This is a genomic window from Halostagnicola larsenii XH-48 (assembly GCF_000517625.1).
GTDB lineage: Archaea > Halobacteriota > Halobacteria > Halobacteriales > Natrialbaceae > Halostagnicola > Halostagnicola larsenii.
In genome coordinates, this window is record NZ_CP007055.1 from 1077947 (window position 1) to 1093470 (window position 15524).

General features: G+C 63.1%; 16 protein-coding genes. 6 read left to right on the forward strand and 10 right to left on the reverse strand.

All coding sequences use genetic code 11. From position 1 onward, the window contains the following. Nucleotides 1-47: 47 nt before the first annotated feature. The 4 genes from HALLA_RS05400 to HALLA_RS05415 form a co-directional block, all read right to left on the reverse strand. Nucleotides 48-425, reverse strand: coding sequence for a cupin domain-containing protein (locus HALLA_RS05400; RefSeq protein WP_049952426.1), 378 nt, complete (start codon nucleotides 423-425; stop codon nucleotides 48-50). A gap of 150 nt (nucleotides 426-575) precedes the next feature. Beyond that, a complete protein-coding gene (locus HALLA_RS05405) occupies nucleotides 576-1004 on the reverse strand; it encodes a CopG family ribbon-helix-helix protein (protein WP_049952427.1) in 429 nt (142 codons plus the stop codon). Between the two features lie 157 nt (nucleotides 1005-1161). Continuing rightward, nucleotides 1162-2706: a PH domain-containing protein gene (locus HALLA_RS05410; RefSeq protein WP_049952428.1), complete on the reverse strand. Its 1545-nt coding sequence runs from the start codon at nucleotides 2704-2706 to the stop codon at nucleotides 1162-1164. Beyond that, on the reverse strand, nucleotides 2703-3191 hold the full coding sequence (locus HALLA_RS05415) for a PH domain-containing protein (protein WP_049952429.1): 489 nt from the start codon (nucleotides 3189-3191) through the stop codon (nucleotides 2703-2705). Before HALLA_RS05415 ends, HALLA_RS05410 begins: the two co-directional genes overlap by 4 nt. Before the next feature lie 216 nt (nucleotides 3192-3407). Between HALLA_RS05415 and HALLA_RS05420 the strand changes: the two genes are divergently transcribed. Both HALLA_RS05420 and HALLA_RS05425 read left to right on the forward strand, forming a co-directional pair. Further along, nucleotides 3408-4205, forward strand: coding sequence for a creatininase family protein (locus tag HALLA_RS05420; protein ID WP_049952430.1), 798 nt, complete (start codon nucleotides 3408-3410; stop codon nucleotides 4203-4205). A gap of 101 nt (nucleotides 4206-4306) precedes the next feature. Further along, entirely contained in the window at nucleotides 4307-4753 is a 447-nt protein-coding gene (locus tag HALLA_RS05425; RefSeq protein WP_049952431.1) for a hypothetical protein, read from the forward strand. Here HALLA_RS05425 and HALLA_RS05430 read toward each other — a convergent pair. Then, the gene (locus HALLA_RS05430; RefSeq protein ID WP_049952432.1) at nucleotides 4738-5448 is read right to left on the reverse strand and encodes an O-methyltransferase; all 711 of its coding nucleotides are present in this window, start codon (nucleotides 5446-5448) and stop codon (nucleotides 4738-4740) included. The two genes, HALLA_RS05425 and HALLA_RS05430, sit on opposite strands and share 16 nt — an antisense overlap. A gap of 132 nt (nucleotides 5449-5580) precedes the next feature. Here HALLA_RS05430 and HALLA_RS05435 point away from each other — a divergent pair, with 132 nt between their 5' ends. The 3 genes from HALLA_RS05435 to HALLA_RS05445 all read left to right on the forward strand — a co-directional run bounded on the left by HALLA_RS05435 (nucleotide 5581) and on the right by HALLA_RS05445 (nucleotide 8218). Further along, entirely contained in the window at nucleotides 5581-6057 is a 477-nt protein-coding gene (locus HALLA_RS05435; RefSeq protein WP_049952433.1) for a dCTP deaminase, read from the forward strand. 79 nt (nucleotides 6058-6136) lie between these two features. Beyond that, the gene (locus HALLA_RS21315; RefSeq protein ID WP_049952434.1) at nucleotides 6137-6895 is read left to right on the forward strand and encodes a universal stress protein; all 759 of its coding nucleotides are present in this window, start codon (nucleotides 6137-6139) and stop codon (nucleotides 6893-6895) included. An 81-nt stretch (nucleotides 6896-6976) separates the two neighbouring features. Further along, on the forward strand, nucleotides 6977-8218 hold the full coding sequence (locus HALLA_RS05445; RefSeq protein WP_049952435.1) for a hypothetical protein: 1242 nt from the start codon (nucleotides 6977-6979) through the stop codon (nucleotides 8216-8218). 96 nt (nucleotides 8219-8314) lie between these two features. Here HALLA_RS05445 and HALLA_RS05450 read toward each other — a convergent pair whose 3' ends face one another. The 3 genes from HALLA_RS05450 to HALLA_RS05460 form a co-directional block, all read right to left on the reverse strand. After that, nucleotides 8315-10150: an acetyl-CoA carboxylase biotin carboxylase subunit gene (locus HALLA_RS05450; RefSeq protein ID WP_049952436.1), complete on the reverse strand. Its 1836-nt coding sequence runs from the start codon at nucleotides 10148-10150 to the stop codon at nucleotides 8315-8317. A gap of 81 nt (nucleotides 10151-10231) precedes the next feature. After that, a complete protein-coding gene (locus HALLA_RS05455; RefSeq protein ID WP_049952437.1) occupies nucleotides 10232-10549 on the reverse strand; it encodes a hypothetical protein in 318 nt (105 codons plus the stop codon). A 1-nt stretch (nucleotide 10550) separates the two neighbouring features. After that, nucleotides 10551-12095, reverse strand: coding sequence for an acyl-CoA carboxylase subunit beta (locus HALLA_RS05460; RefSeq protein ID WP_049954006.1), 1545 nt, complete (start codon nucleotides 12093-12095; stop codon nucleotides 10551-10553). Between the two features lie 159 nt (nucleotides 12096-12254). Between HALLA_RS05460 and HALLA_RS05465 the strand changes: the two genes are divergently transcribed. After that, nucleotides 12255-13616, forward strand: a complete 1362-nt coding sequence (locus HALLA_RS05465; protein WP_084568938.1) for a sodium-dependent transporter — start codon at nucleotides 12255-12257, stop codon at nucleotides 13614-13616. Nucleotides 13617-13636: 20 nt separating this feature from the next. On the opposite strand, the gene HALLA_RS05470 is transcribed toward HALLA_RS05465, so the two are convergent. Both HALLA_RS05470 and HALLA_RS05475 read right to left on the reverse strand, forming a co-directional pair. Next, nucleotides 13637-14347, reverse strand: a complete 711-nt coding sequence (locus HALLA_RS05470; RefSeq protein ID WP_049952438.1) for an SDR family oxidoreductase — start codon at nucleotides 14345-14347, stop codon at nucleotides 13637-13639. A 91-nt stretch (nucleotides 14348-14438) separates the two neighbouring features. Beyond that, nucleotides 14439-15395, reverse strand: a complete 957-nt coding sequence (locus tag HALLA_RS05475; protein WP_049952439.1) for an NADPH:quinone reductase — start codon at nucleotides 15393-15395, stop codon at nucleotides 14439-14441. Nucleotides 15396-15524: the final 129 nt, after the last annotated feature.

The window sequence follows — 15524 nt, forward strand, 5'->3', positions numbered from 1 at the left end:
AAATCCAGCGACGAAGAAGGTCCGACCGATCTCGGGCGAGAAGTCAGTTATCCCGCAAAGCCGCTCAGGAGCCACTCGCCGTCCGTATCGTCGTCGTCGGCGATCGAGGGTGCGCTCACGAGCACGAACGCGCTTTCGGTCTCGCCGTTGCGAATCTGTCGGGTCGACTCCGGTGGGATCCACAGCGCGTCGCCCGTCGTCATTTCGACGGGCTCGTCGTCGACGATAACCTCCGCTTCTCCCTCGATGAGGACGTAGACTTCCTCGTGATCGTTCTCGCTGTGATCGTGTGGCTGGCTCTTCCAGTGGGGATCACAGCGGGCGACCGTCACGCCGACCTGCTCGGTCTCCAGGGGATCGCTCAAAAAGTGCATCGCACTCGAGACCTGGTCGACCTCTTCGTAGTTGACCTTCGTGTATGCCATCTCGAGTGGTTCTACGAGCGGGAAATAGTAAAAGTACGCCCTCCATATCGCCTACTCGAGGGGTGGAAATTTCCGATAGCGCGTTCGGAACGGACTGGAGGTTGGTGCAATCGGGAACGTGATCTCGCGATCCTCGGCCGAAGCCGCTCGTCAGCGTTCCTGACTGATCGGGTCGAAACTGTCGACGGGGATCACCGAATAGTCGACGGTGAGAGCGTCCTGTGTCGCGCGGATTTTCCCGACGAACGTCGAGATGTCCTCGAGTGCGCCCTCGAGGACGAACAGCTCCATGCAGTGGTGGTCGCCGACGTGGCTGTGGAAGTTCGAGGCGACCAGCGACTCGTGTTCGTGTCGCAGGTGCATCATCTGTTCTTCCACGCTCGTCGTCTCGTAGTCGAACAACACTGTGACGATTCCCATGAGTTCCCGGTCCTCGAGTCGCGTGTCCTCGAACTCGCCCAGAAGGTTTCTCGAGGCCTCGCGGACGACTTCGCTGCGTCCGGTGTAGCCGTGATCCTCCGCGAACTGATCGAGGCGATCCAGAAGTTCGTCCGGCATGGAAACGCTTACGACTGCCATATAACAACTCGTTCGGCAGTATTTATTAATCTTTATCAGTTGTTGGCTCGGTACGCTATCGACTCTGACTAGAAACCCTGGAACGGACTGATTTCTGACGTTTTTGCGGACGTTCTGCTCTAGATAAAACCCGTGTTCGGTGTCGCTAGCTCACGGATCAGGTCTCACTCGGTATCGAAGATCCATCGTCGTATTCGCTCGTCGTTTCGGCGAATTCGTCGTCGGAATCGTCCTCGAGTAACCGGTGCTGGAGGCGCCCACCGACCGATGCGTCGATGTCGGGCAGCGGAACGCCGGGGAGGAACGGCATCGACGCGACATCAAGTCGGACCGACACGAGGTCGATTCGTCGCTGGAACGGACTCTGCGAGACGGTGAGGTTCTGGATCGTGTCGGCCGGGACGACATAGGTCCGACGCGTCCAGAAGCCGCGCCGGACGACGATGTGATCGTCTAGCAGGGCGTAGCCACGATGAGACCACGTCACGTGGGCCGCGAGCGGCGAAAGTACGAGGAGGGGGACGAAAAGTGGGAGCGGAATCGCTCGAGTCGCCGGGACGAACTGCTGGGCGATCGCCGTGCCGACGGCCAGTACGACGACGCCGAGGGCGTATCTGACGGCGTAGCGTCGGCGCGCGCGAGTTGGGAGCGACTGTAACTGGACCGTCGAGAGGTCAACGCCGATCGCTCGCTCGAGGAGCTCCCACGCGACGTCTCGCCGCGCCAGCGGCGCGAGCGGCCACTGCAGTCCGAACGGGATCGGCTCCGAAAGTCCGGCGGTGCCGACGTCCGCCTGCGCCAGCCCCAGCAGCCGATGGAGCGGGTTCGATCGAACGCGAGCGAGCTGGATTCGGTCGCTCGAGACGTCCGCGTCGGTCGTTCGGACGAAGCCGTGCCGTCGCCGGAACGAGTCTTCGCCCGCGGAGAGGCGAAAGTTCCCCATCCGTTCGATCGCGAGGCCGACGCCGAGGAGCCAGCCAGCGAGGACGATGAGCACCAGCATCACTGCCGGCGAGAGCGGTAGCAAGTCCTCGAGAGCGGTGATGACGATCGTTTGCAGGTCGGTTATCGCGTCCGCTTCGAAGTAGGTGGTCCCGACCCACGCCAGCACGGCCAAGAGTATCGTCTTGGGGTGAATTCGAGTCACGCCGTACAGAACGAGTTCTCGCGGTCGAAGCGTGAAGACGCGATGGCGCTCCGGTGGTTCGGACGAGGTCGTGTCGACCTCGGTAACCGATCCGATGCGTCTCTGGAGGTCGTCGGCGTCGGCCCGCTCGAGGTATCGCATGGAGAGATCCGGTTCGTCGGGGTTGCCGGCGGTCTCACACTCGAGGGCGGCGAGCCCGAACAGACGGCTCACCGTCGTCGTCGAGACCGTCGACTGCTGGATCCGAGAGACGGGAATCGTTCGTCGTTTCGGGCGGAGGATTCCCGAACGGACGACGAGCGACTCCTCCTCGAGGGTGAGTTCGTAGTGCCACCATCGGACGCTCTCGATAGCGAGTTGAAAGAGTCCGAAGACGACGGCGATCAACACAAGCCGGAGTACTACCGAGACGATCGCATCGATTCCGAACACCGAGCCGCCGTCGAATATCGTTAGCATCACGGCGAGCGTCGCAAACATCCCTAAATCAAAGTTCTCGAGCGCTCTGGCAGGAATAGAGCGGATATCCGGTTTTACGCTCGTACTCGCGCTCATACGCCGGAATCACCCCTAGCGAGTCGATCGAGTCGATCCGCGAGATCGGTCGCCGTCTCCCTGGCGAGTCCGGAGATTGCAACCCGCCCGCCAAACGTCCCCGCGGTGTAGATTCGGACGGAAACGAGCCCGAACGGCCTCGAGAGCAGCGGCTCGTCGACGTCGACCTGCTGGATACTCTCGGGCGGGACGACAGTCTCGTTGACGGTGAGCAGTCCGCGGCGCACGTAGACCCCCTCGTCGGTGACCGCGTATCGAAACCGGCGGTAACGGACGAGTGCCAGCACGACTCCGACGACGGGACTCGCCGCGGCAACGGCGAGAAGGAGCGTCTCGAGATCCGAACCCGAGGACAGCACGACCGTTCCGACGACCGCCGCGACGACGCCACCAAGCATCCATTTGATCGCCCAGACGATCCGTACGCGGGGATGTACTCGGTCCGTCGCCGATTTGGAGGGGGATCGGCTCGAGAATTCGTTCATTTTCTCAGCAATCCGTCCGTCATATAGTTATATCTACGTGTTTGGATACAATCGGCGACCGTGCTCGAGCGACGACGGTGTGTCGCTACGCTGAGCGGTTCGCTATACGGCTGCTCGCTGCTCAGCCCAGTTTCATATCGCTATATATTGTTTATTCGGGCTTTGGAACCTGATTTCTGCACGTACCGTTTTGGGCCTCGAGATCGATTACAGCCCATGTACCTCCCGAATCTCACCTGGCCGGACCTCCGCGAGTACGTCGAAAACGGGTCACTCGCCGTCGTCCCGCTAGGATCGACAGAACAGCACGGACCTCACCTCCCCGAGGGCACCGACCACCTCATCGCCGACGCGCTCGCTCGAGCGGCCACCGACCGGACGGACCACATCTGTACGCCGGTGATTCCGATCGGCGTCAGCCCGCACCACCGACAGTTCCACGGCACGATGTGGGTCGACGCGCCCGTCTTTCGGGACTACGTCGAGAGCCTCTCGAGGAACCTGACCTACCACGGGATCGACCGCATCGTCTTCGTCAACGCTCACGGTGGCAATGTCGCGCACCTGCGCGAGGTCGGCCGTCGGCTGCGCGACGACGGGACGGCCTACGCGGTCGAGTGGATGTGGGACGAATCGATCCCGGACCTGATCGAAGAGGCGTTCGAGACACCTGGCCCCCACGGCGGGCCGAAAGAGACGGCGATGATCATGCATATCGCCGAGGAACTGGTCCGCGACGACCGACTCGAGGACGCTCGCGACGGCGGCATGACGGCGTTCGATCCCGCGACCATGGCCGTCAACGGCGCTCGAGTCACCTACGATTCGAAAGAGATCACCGAGAACGGCGTCTTCGGCGATCAAACCGACGCGACGCCGGCGGTCGGGGCCGAACTCTTCGAGGCGGCGACCGACCAACTGTGTGCGCTCCTCGAGTGGCTCGACGATCAGCCGTTTGCTGATCTCCTCCCCCAAGAGCACGTCGCTCCTCGACCCGCACGAACCGGCAACTGAGTCCGGCGACCAACTCGCCTCCAGTTATCCTGTCACCGTGTGACGAACACGCGAGCAGCCAATAACTATATAGCCGGGCGCATGTTGGTGCCACCAACGCAGTGTCAGCCGTGATCCACTCACCCGCCCACTCGGACCGATCGCTTCTGGCCGCATCGTTCGCGCTCTTTGCAGTCGCCGGTGGTATTACTACACCCACCGACTCGTTAGTTCTCACCGCTGCTGGTACGGCACTCGCGATCGGGGGCGTGTACTCCGCTTCTCGATTCGCGGCGTCCATCAGCCGGAAACGCCTCGCAACGGTGTCGATCGCTCTTTGGAGCAGCTTTCTCGCTGTCGCCGGACTGCACGTCCTCGAGCCCGGATCCATCGCTGCGGCGGCGCCGGAGTCGATCGCAATCCCCACGATCGCACTCAGTGCGATCACGTGGGCGACGCTACTCTCGGCCTGTTCGACGACCGTCTTCCTCGCGTTCCGCGAATACGGAGCGACGCCCGGGACCGAAGACGCGGTCGTCGAAAACGACTCCGATTATTCCGTCCGATAACTTACCGCAATCCCTTCTCCGAGCGGGAGAACGGTCGTTTCGAAGGCTTCGTCGTCCCGAACCGTCGCGAGATACGTCGCGATGCCTCGAGTGGCGTCGGTCGCCTCGTTTGGAATATCCTCGGTCAGATCATCGTTCCGACGTTCGGGGCCCCGATCCCGCGCTTCGAGGAACTCGAGCACCGTCTCGAACTGGATACTATCCGCCGTCATCGCGTTGTCTGCCACGATGGCTCCGCCGACGGGAACCTTCGAACGAACCGCCTCGAACGCTTCCGGATAGCGGCGTTTCTGGTGGTCGAGCAAAACGAGATCGAACGGTCCGTCGTAGCGCTCGACGATCTCGAGTGCGTCGCCCAGTTCGTATTCCGCGATGTCTCCGAAGCCACCCGCCTGCATGTACTCGCGGGCCATCTCGAGTTCGTCCTCGTCGATTTCTGTGAGGACGATCCGGCCGTCGTCGGGGAGCGCCCTGGCGAACCAGTAGGCGGAGTAACCGTATCCGGAACCGAACTCGAAGACGCTCCTCGCGCCGGTCATCCGCGCGAGCAGCGCGAGCGTCCCGCCGACCTCGGGGCCGACGTGGGGGAATCCCGATTCGGCGGCGTACTCGTCCATCTCTCGGAGCGTGTCGTCGGGGCTCGGTCCTGCGGCGCGAACGAAACGGGCGACCTTGTCCGTCAGTACGTCGGTCATGACGGGTCTAGCTACGCGGGCCATCACATCAAGGTCCGGGCGTCGGTGAACCGTGTCAGAGTTGCCAAACGAAGGTGCGGTTCCGTTTCGTGCGCCCGTTTTTTGGGGACGCGTACCGTCATCCGAACCGATATGTCCGACGAGCATCCGCTCACGGCACACGTCGATAACCTCGTCTACGAACCGACGCAGGTCCACGACTACGGTATCGATCTGACGGTGAGCGCGATCTACACCGTCGACGGCCCAGGGCGGCTCGATTTCGGCGGCGACGAACTCGAGGATGCCGACTTCGAGGCCGTTCCGACTACCACCCAGAATCCTGACGACGAGTACGGCTGGTGGAAACTCGAGGGCGGCCAGTACGTCCTCCAGCACAACGAGTTCCTCACCGACAGCGAAGCGGCGTTCGTGCTCCAACCGCGGAACGAACTGCTCGCTCGAGGGTGTTCGCACCCGACCGTCCGGGTGCGTTCGCACCTGCCGTTGATCCCGTTGAGCGTCCCGGACGGCGGCGTCGAAATCAAAGAGAACGCGCGGGTGTCGACGCTCCTCTCGCCGACCGCGTCCGCAGACTCGAGCGTCGACAGCTCCTCGACGGACGACTAGCTGTCCCGGTGCTCGCGGTAGCGACCGCCCTTCGGACTCGAGTATATTTATACGAGACACCCCAAATTCGATCGAATCGATGTACCAGAACGTGCTTATTCCGACGGACGGGAGCGACGGGACCCGGCGAGCGATCGAACACGGGCTCACGATTGCGAACCGCTTCGAGGGGACTGTCCACGCGCTGTCGATCGTTCCCGAGGGGCCGTTCGGAACGATGACCAGCGGGGAGGTCACTGCGGGCGCAGAGCGTGCGGTCGAGTACGTCGAGCGCGAGGCCGACCGCGTCGGCGTGCCGGTCACGACCACGATCGAACGCGGCGTTCCACACGAAAGCGTGCTCGCCTACGCCGACGACAACGACATCGACGTGATCGTGATGGGGACGCAGGGACGAACGGGCCTCGATCGGTTTCTCGTCGGGAGCGTCACGGAGCGGATCGTTCGAATGGCAGAACCGCCCGTCGTGACCCTTCGAATGACCGACGACATCGAAATCGAGGAGCCGTCGGCGGCGATTCGTATCGCCCGCCGGTCGCTCGAGACTGGGGCAAGTGGTAAGACCGGGACGGGTGGCGAGACCCAAGCAGATAGCGAGACAGCACCGGTTGATAAGTCGGGAGCGGGTGGCGAGACAGCGCCGGATGGTGAGTCAGAGACGGGTACCAAGTCCGAGGTGAGTACCGAACCCGAGACAGATGACGAACCGGCGGTGCTCGAGGACCCGTATCGAACGAGCGGAACGTGGGTGGTCCCCCTCAAGATGGACGACGGTCCGGTTGACGTCCACGTCGACGCAGTAACTGGTGGCGTCCGCACCATCGTCACTCGAGAGTAGCTGAGTTGAGACGCTACGTGGATTCCCGCGGACTGTCACTCGAGCAAAAACGTTCTTCACCCCGGTCGCCAATGGCACGGTATGTCAGTTTCCGGGGGATCGCTTTCCGAACCGACCGTTCTCGCACACACCAAACGGCGATTGTTTCCCGGCGACGACGATACCTACGCAGTCGTCGACACGCAGTTTGCAAGCGAGCACTGGCTGGCGGGCGAGCCGATCGAGCGTGCTGTACGGGAGACCCTCGCACCGTTCAACCGCGTCGAGGTCGGCGGCGGCTATCCCGACCTCATCGGGGTTCGAGCGCTCGAGTCGGAGTTTCTCGCGGTCGAGCGCTTCGGCGACGAGCCGCCGTTGATCGCCGTCGAGGCGAAAGGGCACACGGCGGACGGAACCGTCGATACCCGCCGGGGAATCGTCCAGGCCCACGATCGACTACACGGGGCGAACGCCGCGTACCTCGCGGCTCCGGAACCGGCGGTGACCGAGACCGATCGCACGCTTGCGCGCGAACTCAACATCGGCATTCTCGGCGTGGATTCGGCGGGTTCCGTCGAGCCGCTCGAGACGCCCCGCGTCGTCGGTAACCGAACGACGTCGGCCGCGAACGCGATCCGGTTCCAGGCCAGTGCACAGGGCGTCGCCGACCAGTCGTTCGGGCTCAACCATCCGAAGAACTACCTCGGCTACCCGCTCGCACACTACGCCGACGGCGACACGGCGTCGCTGCTCTCGCGGTACAAGGTCGTCAGCGCGACCGACGCCGCGCGACAGGGTGCCGAATTCCTCGATCTGATACGCGTCCACCCCGACCGAGTGACGCTGACCGGCCACGGTCGAGAGGTCGTTCGATTCGGTATTCGACGCCACGGCTCCGTCGAGGCGGCACTCGAGGCGTTCGAAGACTGGTATCGCTCGACCGCACGGTTCATCGACGCCGCACCGGCGTGGGGGCAACTAGCCCGTCGAATCGTCTTTGCGTACCCCGCAACCCAGTTGCTCGTCACAGAACTCGAGAACATCCACGCGGACGGGAATCCGACGCCGTCGCTGCCCACCTTAGTCGAGTACCTGCACGTTCTGCATCCCGCGTTCGCCGTCGAACTGTTCGTTCGCGGCGACGAAGCCGCGCGACGCCGCGTACTTACCCAAGAGGGCGACCTCAGATCCGACGCGCTCGAGGACGGGTCGATTTATCACGCGCCGACGGTCTTCCAGTTGAAGGCCATGTTGTACCACGCCGGCATCGTTACTGAGCGCGGCGCAGAGCCGCATCGACTCGATCCCACAGAAGACGTTTGGGCGTTGTGCGAACGGCTCTAACCGTCTAGCGCAATTGTCGGTCTCTCCGCTCGAGAACGAGCGTTCACAATTCGTCGAAAACGGACGCCAAAATTGACGGATGGGGTCGAACGCCAACTACTCGAGGACGACCAGACTGTCGCCCATGTCGACGCTGTCGCCTTCCTCGACCGCGATCTTCGTAACGGTTCCACCGCTGGACGCGACGATGTCGTTTTCCATCTTCATGGCCTCGAGCACGACCAGCACGTCGCCCGCGGCGACCTCGTCACCCTCTTCGACCTCGACCGAGAGGATCGTTCCCTGCATCTCGGCGTCGACGAGTTCGCCCTCGCCCGCGAGTTCGACGTCGTCTTCGCCGTCGTCCGCACCCGCCGCCGCTGCCGGCGGACTCGGCCCCGATGGGTTCGCCTCGCCGCCGGTCGGAATCGGCGGCGCGCCGCGTTCCTCGAGTTCGACTTCGAAGCGTTTGCCGTTGACCTCGACGGTGAACTCCCGTTCGACGACCTCCTCGTCGTCGCCGTCAGCCGTCGATTCGTCGCCGCCCCACTGCTGTTGGGCCTCCTCGATTCGCGCCGGGTCCATCTCCTCGTCGAGGTACTTCGTCGTGTGTCGGCTCTCGACGAACGCCTCGTCGGTCAGCATCAGCCGGTGGAACGGAATGATCGTCGGAATGCCCTCGATATCGTACTCGCGCAGCGCGCGGAGCGATCGCTCGAGACACTCGTCTCGGTCCTCGCCCCAGACGATCAGCTTCGCGATCATCGAGTCGTAGTCGGTGACGAGTTCGTCGCCCTGACGGAGCGCGTCGTCGAGGCGGACGCCGACGCCGCCCGGCGGATCGTAGGTGGTCAGCGACCCGCCCGAGGCCGGCTGAAAGTCCTCGGCCGCGTTCTCGGCGTTGATCCGGAACTCGATGGCGTGGCCGTCGATCTCGACCTCGGACTGCTCGAAGTCGAGTTCCTCGCCGGCGGCGACCCGGATCTGGCGTTTCACGATGTCGATCCCGGTAATCTGCTCGGTGACGCAGTGTTCGACCTGAATCCGCGTGTTCACCTCGAGGAAGTAGAAATTCGTCTCCGGGCCGAGCAAGCCGTCACGACTCTGGTCTTCCTCGACGAGGAACTCGACGGTGCCGGCGTTCGTGTAGTCTGCGGCCGCGACGCCGCGACGGGCCGCATCGCCGATCTGCTCGCGGAGTTCGTCCGAAAGCGCCGCCGACGGCCCCTCCTCGATGACCTTCTGGTGACGGCGCTGGAGCGAGCAGTCGCGTTCGCCCAGGTGGCGAACGTTGCCGTGCTGGTCGGCGACGATCTGGACTTCGATGTGTCGCGGGTTCTCGAGGTAGCGCTCGAGGTAGACCGAATCGTTGTCGAAGTACGCTTCGCCCTCCCGCTGGGCGCTCTCGAGTTGGTCCTCGACTTCGCTCTCGTCCCAGACGACTTTCATCCCGCGGCCGCCGCCGCCGCCTTCCGCCTTGATCGCGATCGGGTAGCCGTGTTCGTCCCCGAAGGCTTTGACCTCGTCGGGGTCGGTAACCGGCTCCGTGGTCCCCGGAACGATCGGCACGTCCGCTTCGTTCATGACGGTGCGAGCTTTGGTCTTCTCGCCGAGGGTTTCCATCGCATCGCTCGAGGGGCCGATCCAGGTGAGTCCGTCTTCGGCCTCGACCTTGGCGGCGAATTCGGCGTTCTCCGCGAGGAACCCGTAGCCGGGATGGATCGCGTCGGCGTCGGCTTTCAGCGCGGCCTCGATGACCGCTTCGTGGTCGAGGTACGAGTCGGCTGCACGCGCCGGGCCGATGTTGTACGCTTCGTCTGCGTATCTGACGTGTCCCGAGTCTTTGTCTGCCTCGGAGTACACGGCGACGGTTCCGACGTTGAGCTCCTCGCACGCCCGCATGACTCGAACCGCGATTTCGCCGCGGTTCGCGACCAGAACCTTCCTGAACATTCTACAAGAACCATTGCAAGCGCCCTACCTTACTTTTTCGCAACTGATTCGCCAGCGGTCACCGAGAACGAGTGACGGCGATCAGAATCGGTCGGTTCGTCCCGCCGCACTCCAGGAATTGGTCGGTGCGTCGCGAGGGACGCGGACGGTTCGCTGTTGTTGGGCACGCACTCGCCCCGCGAACGCCCATCGTTTGTCGTCCCAGGTTTCTTCGCCCTCGGCGGCGGCTGCCGCCGCGGCGGCCAGTTCCTGATCGCGGACGTGGGCACCGATGGCCGCGGCGATCGCTGCCGCTTCCGCCTCGTCGGCGTCGTCTGGGATACTAATTTCGACGTTTGGCGGCTCCACTGCGTTCGTCTCAGGCGTCTCTTCGACGCGAGCCTGTTGTTGGGACGCCATCTTAGAGCGGGATGTTACCGTGTTTCTTGTCCGGCTTGTCCTCGCGTTTGGTCTCGAGCATCTCGAGGTCGGCGATCAGGCGCGGACGGGTCTCGGTCGGCAGGATGACGTCGTCGAGAAAGCCCTTATCCGTCGCCGTGTAGGGGTTCGCGAACTCCTCGCGGTACTCTTCGATGAGTTCGTCCCGGAGTTCGTCCGGGTTCTCCGCCTCGGCGAGTTCTTCGCGATAGAGGATGTTGACGGCACCCTGTGGTCCCATCACCGCGATTTCGGCCGTCGGCCAGGCGTAGTTGACGTCCGCGCCGAGGTTCTTCGAGGCCATCACGCAGTAGGCCCCGCCGTAGGCCTTGCGCGTGATGACCGTCAGCAGCGGGACGGTCGCTTCCGAGTAGGCGTAGAGCAACTTCGCGCCGTGGCGGATAATCCCGCGGTGTTCCTGATCGGTTCCGGGCATGTACCCGGGCACGTCGACGAACGTCACGATCGGGATGTTAAAGGAATCACAGAACCGCACGAATCTCGAGCCCTTCATCGACGCGTCGACGGTGAGCGTGCCCGCGTTGACCCGCGGCTGGTTCGCGACGATGCCGACCGACCGGCCGTCGAGGCGGCCGAATCCGACGACGATGTTCTGCGAGAAGTTGTCCGCGACCTCGAAGAACGAGCCCTCGTCGACCACCGAATCGATCACGTTGGTCATGTCGTAGGGTTTCTGCGGGCTCGAGGGGACGATGTCCTCGAGCGCGTCGTCGCGTCGGTCCGGGTCGTCCCAGGGCTCGACACGCGGCGGGTCCTCGACGTTGTTCTGCGGGAGGTACGAGAGCAGGCGCTTGATCTTGTCCAAGGCTTGCTCTTCGCTTTCGCAGGCGAACTCGGCGACGCCCGTTTTGTTGGCGTGGGTGACCGCACCGCCGAGTTCCTCGTGGGTCACGTCCTCACCGGTGACGGTCTTGGTGACCCCGGGACCGGTGATGTACATGTGGCTCGTGTCCTTGACCATGAAGATGAAGTCCGTGATCGAGGGGGAGTACACCGCGCCGCCCGCACACGGGCCCATGATTCCCGAAATCTGTGGAACGACGCCGCTTGCTTCCTGGTTTCGGCGGAAAATTTCGGTGAAGCCGGCGAGGCTCTTGACCCCTTCCTGAATGCGCGCGCCGGCGGAGTCGTTGAGACCGACGATGGGTGCGCCGACTTCCATCGCCATGTCCATTACCTTGCAGATTTTCTCGGCGAACACCTCGCCCAGCGAGCCGCCGAAGACGGTGAAGTCGTGGGCGAACACGAACACCGTACGCCCGTCGACTTCGCCGTAGCCGGTGACGACGCCGTCGCCGGGAATCTTCTGTTCTTCCATCCCGAACTCGCTCGTCTGGTGGGTCCGGAGCTGATCGAACTCGGTGAAGGTATCCTCGTCGAGGAAGTAATCGATCCGCTCGCGCGCGGTCATCTTCCCCTTCTCGTGTTGTTTCTCGATCCGGTCCTCGCCGCCTCCTTTCAACGCCTCCGTTCGAAACTCCTCCAACTCCGCGATACGATCCTCCATCGTCACGGCGACCACCTGCTCCGAGTCATAGAGAACAGTCGTGTAACCACTGGGAAAAAGATTTCCGTCCATTTTTCAGGCAAAACCCCTCGAGTTGACATTCCACTAATACATCATGTCTAGTAAGTTATTTGTGGTGGTGGGGTTGATATCCCACACATGGTAGAACGAGAAACATGGGCAACGAGAACAGGGTTCATACTAGCGGCGGTGGGAAGCGCCGTCGGATTGGGAAACGTCTGGCGGTTTCCCTATCAGGTCGGGGAGTTCGGGGGTGCAGCGTTCCTCGTCGTCTACCTCGCGTTGATCGCGTTGGTCGGATTCCCGGTATTGATGGTCGAGTTTACCGTCGGCCGATACACCGATCGAAACCCGGTCGGTGCACTCAAACAAATTGGACGAGGCCCCTGGAAACGGATTGGATGGGTGTTCGTCCTCGCTGGATTCGTGATCTTGTCGTACTACAGCGTCGTCGCCGGTTGGGTGCTGCAGTACACGGCTTACGGACTGCAGGGTAACTTTGCCGCGGACGGTGCAGCGCAGTTCGGAGCGACGTATGGCGGGATAACCCCCGTTCTCACGCACGCAATTTTCATGGCCGCCGTCATCGCCGTCGTTGGGCTCGGTATCCGCCAGGGTATCGAACTTGCCGTCAAGTTGATGGTACCCGCAATCATCGCGCTGACGATCGGTCTCGCGGTCTACGCCGCGACGCTTCCGGGCGCTGGCGAAGCCTACGCGTACTATCTTTCACCCAATTTGGGTACCATCGCGGCGAACTGGACTGAGATCCTCCCTGCGGCCGCTGGGCAGGCGTTCTTCACGCTCTCGCTCGGGATGGGCGTGATGATCACGTACGCGTCCTACCTCGGAGAGGATCGTAACCTCGCTAAGGATGGCCTCATCATCGTTGGATTGGATACGGCGATTGCGTTCACGATCGGACTGGTCGCCTTCCCAATCCTCTTCTCTGGTGGTGTTGGTGTTTCTGAAATCACAGAAATCGGTGCTGGTGCTGGCTTCATCTTCATCTCCCTCTCGCAAGCATTTGCCAATCTCCCGCTCGGCGGCGTTCTCGGTGCGATCTTCTTCGCGACCGTCGCCATCGCGGCGCTCTCGAGCGCGATCAGCATCCTGGAGGTCGTCGTCTCCTACCTGATCGACGAACATGGCGTCGACCGCGGTCCGGCGACGGCGATCATCGGAACCGCCATCTTCCTCGCCGGTGTTCCCGTCGCATACGATGGCGGGCTGTCGTGGCTCACGGTCTACGACCAACTCGCGAACTACATCCTGCTCGTCCTCGGAGCCCTGTTACTCTCGATCTACGTCGGGTGGATCAAAAGCGATCTCGGGCTTGAGGAACTCGGAAAGGGAGTCAAAAACCTCGGCGCGTGGGGGATCACCTGGATCTGGGTCCTTCGGATTCCGGTCATCATCGTGTTGGTCGTCGTCCTCACACTGAACGCGATAGAAGCATACACTCAAATCAGCGGTGTTCTCAGCGGACTCGTCGGCTAATCGCTGACGCCCTCTTTTTGTCAGGCTTCGCCGTAGACCGGGACAGCCGCGCCGCTCGTGACCGACGCACCGTCGCTACAGAGAAACGCCATCACGTCCGCGATCTCGAGCGGGTCGACCCACGAGTCGTGATCCGAATCGGGCATCATCTCGCGGTTCATCGGCGTGTCGATCACGCTCGGCATGACGCAGTTCGCCCGAACGACGCCGCGATTCTCTTCGGCCAGCGTCTCCGTGAGGATTCGGATGCCGGCTTTGGTGATCCGGTAGGGACCGTCGCCCTCGCCGCCCTCGAGACTCGAGCGCGCGCTCACGCTCACGATCGAGCCCTCGCTTTCTTGGAGATGCGGAAGGGCGTGTTTCGACGCCAGAAACGCCGTTTTCAGGCTGATGTTCATCAGCGCGTCGAACTCCTCGAGATCCGTCTCCTCGAGGTGCTGGCCGCCCATCCACGTGCCGGCGATGTTGAGCAGGTGGTCGACCCGGCCGTGCTCGTCGACGATGGCCTCGAACAGCTCAGCGACCTCGTCCTCGTTGGTCAGGTCCGCCTCGTAAAACTGGACGGCGTCGTCCGGCTCGAGGAGGCTGTCGTCAGCGTCGGGTTCGACGACGTCGACGGCACAGACGGTCGCACCCGCGTCTCGAAACCGTTCGACTGCGGCACTGCCGAGGGCGCCGCTCGCGCCGGTGACCACTGCGACCGTCTCCGAGAAGTCGTACGTGACTGACATGGACACCCATACTACCCGCGGGTGCAAAAACTTCCGACCCAGATCTCGAGCGGGCAGTCGGTCTACAAGGGGTGGCGGCCCGACCGCCGCGCTACGGCGTGACGACCAGTTTTCCGAAGAAGCTCTCGGAAATCACGGCGTCGTGCGCCTCCGAAACCTCCGTCAGGTCGTAGGTCCGGTCGATCTCCGCCGATAGCTTCCCGCTCGAGAGCAACGTGGCGACGCGGCGAAGCACCGCGGCGAGATCCGGCGTATTGAACATGCTGATCAGGTGGATCCGAAGCTCCTTCGAGCGCGCCGCCGGGACGTTCGAGAAGCCGGCCTCTGGAACCGTATTGCCGATGCCGACGACTCGAGTCCCCTGCGTCGCGACGTCCGCGTCGAACTGGAGGTAGTCGTCGAGTCGGTGATCGAGAATCACGTCGGGAGCGCCCGCGGTGATGACCGCGTCCTCGAGGTCGTCGCGCGCATAATCGAGTACGACATCGGCCCCGAGGGACTCGAGTTTCTCGTGGTGCTCCGGCGAGGCCGTCGTCGTCACCTCGGCCCCGGTCGCGGCCGCGATCTGTACTGCGGCGTGACCGACGCCCCCGCTCCCGCCGTGGATAAGACAGCGCTCCGCCGGCTCGAGTTCGGCGTGGTCGATCAGCGACCGCCAGGCGGTGACCGCGGGAACGCCGAGGGCCGCACCGGTCTCGAACGAAACCCCATCCGGTAGCGTCGCGATTCTGTCGGTCGGCGACGCGACGTACTCCGCACACGTTCCCGGAATATCCTTTCCGAGTCCGGTGCCGAACACCCGCTCTCCCGGCTCGAACGCGGTTACCTCGGCACCGACGGCCTCGACGGTCCCGGCGAAATCCGATCCGGGAATCCACGGCAGTGCCGCGGGCGAATACGATCCCTCCCGGAAGTAGGTATCGACGGGGTTGATACCCGCAGCGCTGACCTCGACGAGCACCTCGTCTTCGTCGGGTTCGGGCGTGGGGATCTCCTCGAGTTCCAGTGCGTCCGCGTCGCCGTGTTCGTGGTATCGAACGGCTCTCATACCCGTTCGTAGGACAGCCTGCGATATAGGATCACGTGATCTATCGCGCCGGTTCTGGCCCTGGGTGCGGAACACCACGATGGTGCGTTGGAGAAAGTGCATCTTCTCGAGGAACGTCATCAGCGCCGA

Bases quoted from the DNA above. Each gene is read 5' to 3' on its own strand.
- HALLA_RS05400 (WP_049952426.1), bottom strand. From the start codon at position 425: ATGGCATACACGAAGGTCAACTACGAAGAGGTCGACCAGGTCTCGAGT.
- HALLA_RS05405 (WP_049952427.1), bottom strand. From the start codon at position 1,004: ATGGCAGTCGTAAGCGTTTCCATGCCGGACGAACTTCTGGATCGCCTC.
- HALLA_RS05410 (WP_049952428.1), bottom strand. From the start codon at position 2,706: ATGAGCGCGAGTACGAGCGTAAAACCGGATATCCGCTCTATTCCTGCC.
- HALLA_RS05415 (WP_049952429.1), bottom strand. From the start codon at position 3,191: ATGAACGAATTCTCGAGCCGATCCCCCTCCAAATCGGCGACGGACCGA.
- HALLA_RS05420 (WP_049952430.1), top strand. From the start codon at position 3,408: ATGTACCTCCCGAATCTCACCTGGCCGGACCTCCGCGAGTACGTCGAA.
- HALLA_RS05430 (WP_049952432.1), bottom strand. From the start codon at position 5,448: ATGACCGACGTACTGACGGACAAGGTCGCCCGTTTCGTTCGCGCCGCA.
- HALLA_RS05435 (WP_049952433.1), top strand. From the start codon at position 5,581: ATGTCCGACGAGCATCCGCTCACGGCACACGTCGATAACCTCGTCTAC.
- HALLA_RS21315 (WP_049952434.1), top strand. From the start codon at position 6,137: ATGTACCAGAACGTGCTTATTCCGACGGACGGGAGCGACGGGACCCGG.
- HALLA_RS05445 (WP_049952435.1), top strand. From the start codon at position 6,977: ATGTCAGTTTCCGGGGGATCGCTTTCCGAACCGACCGTTCTCGCACAC.
- HALLA_RS05450 (WP_049952436.1), bottom strand. From the start codon at position 10,150: ATGTTCAGGAAGGTTCTGGTCGCGAACCGCGGCGAAATCGCGGTTCGA.
- HALLA_RS05455 (WP_049952437.1), bottom strand. From the start codon at position 10,549: ATGGCGTCCCAACAACAGGCTCGCGTCGAAGAGACGCCTGAGACGAAC.
- HALLA_RS05460 (WP_049954006.1), bottom strand. From the start codon at position 12,095: ATGGAGGATCGTATCGCGGAGTTGGAGGAGTTTCGAACGGAGGCGTTG.
- HALLA_RS05465 (WP_084568938.1), top strand. From the start codon at position 12,255: ATGGTAGAACGAGAAACATGGGCAACGAGAACAGGGTTCATACTAGCG.
- HALLA_RS05470 (WP_049952438.1), bottom strand. From the start codon at position 14,347: ATGTCAGTCACGTACGACTTCTCGGAGACGGTCGCAGTGGTCACCGGC.
- HALLA_RS05475 (WP_049952439.1), bottom strand. From the start codon at position 15,395: ATGAGAGCCGTTCGATACCACGAACACGGCGACGCGGACGCACTGGAA.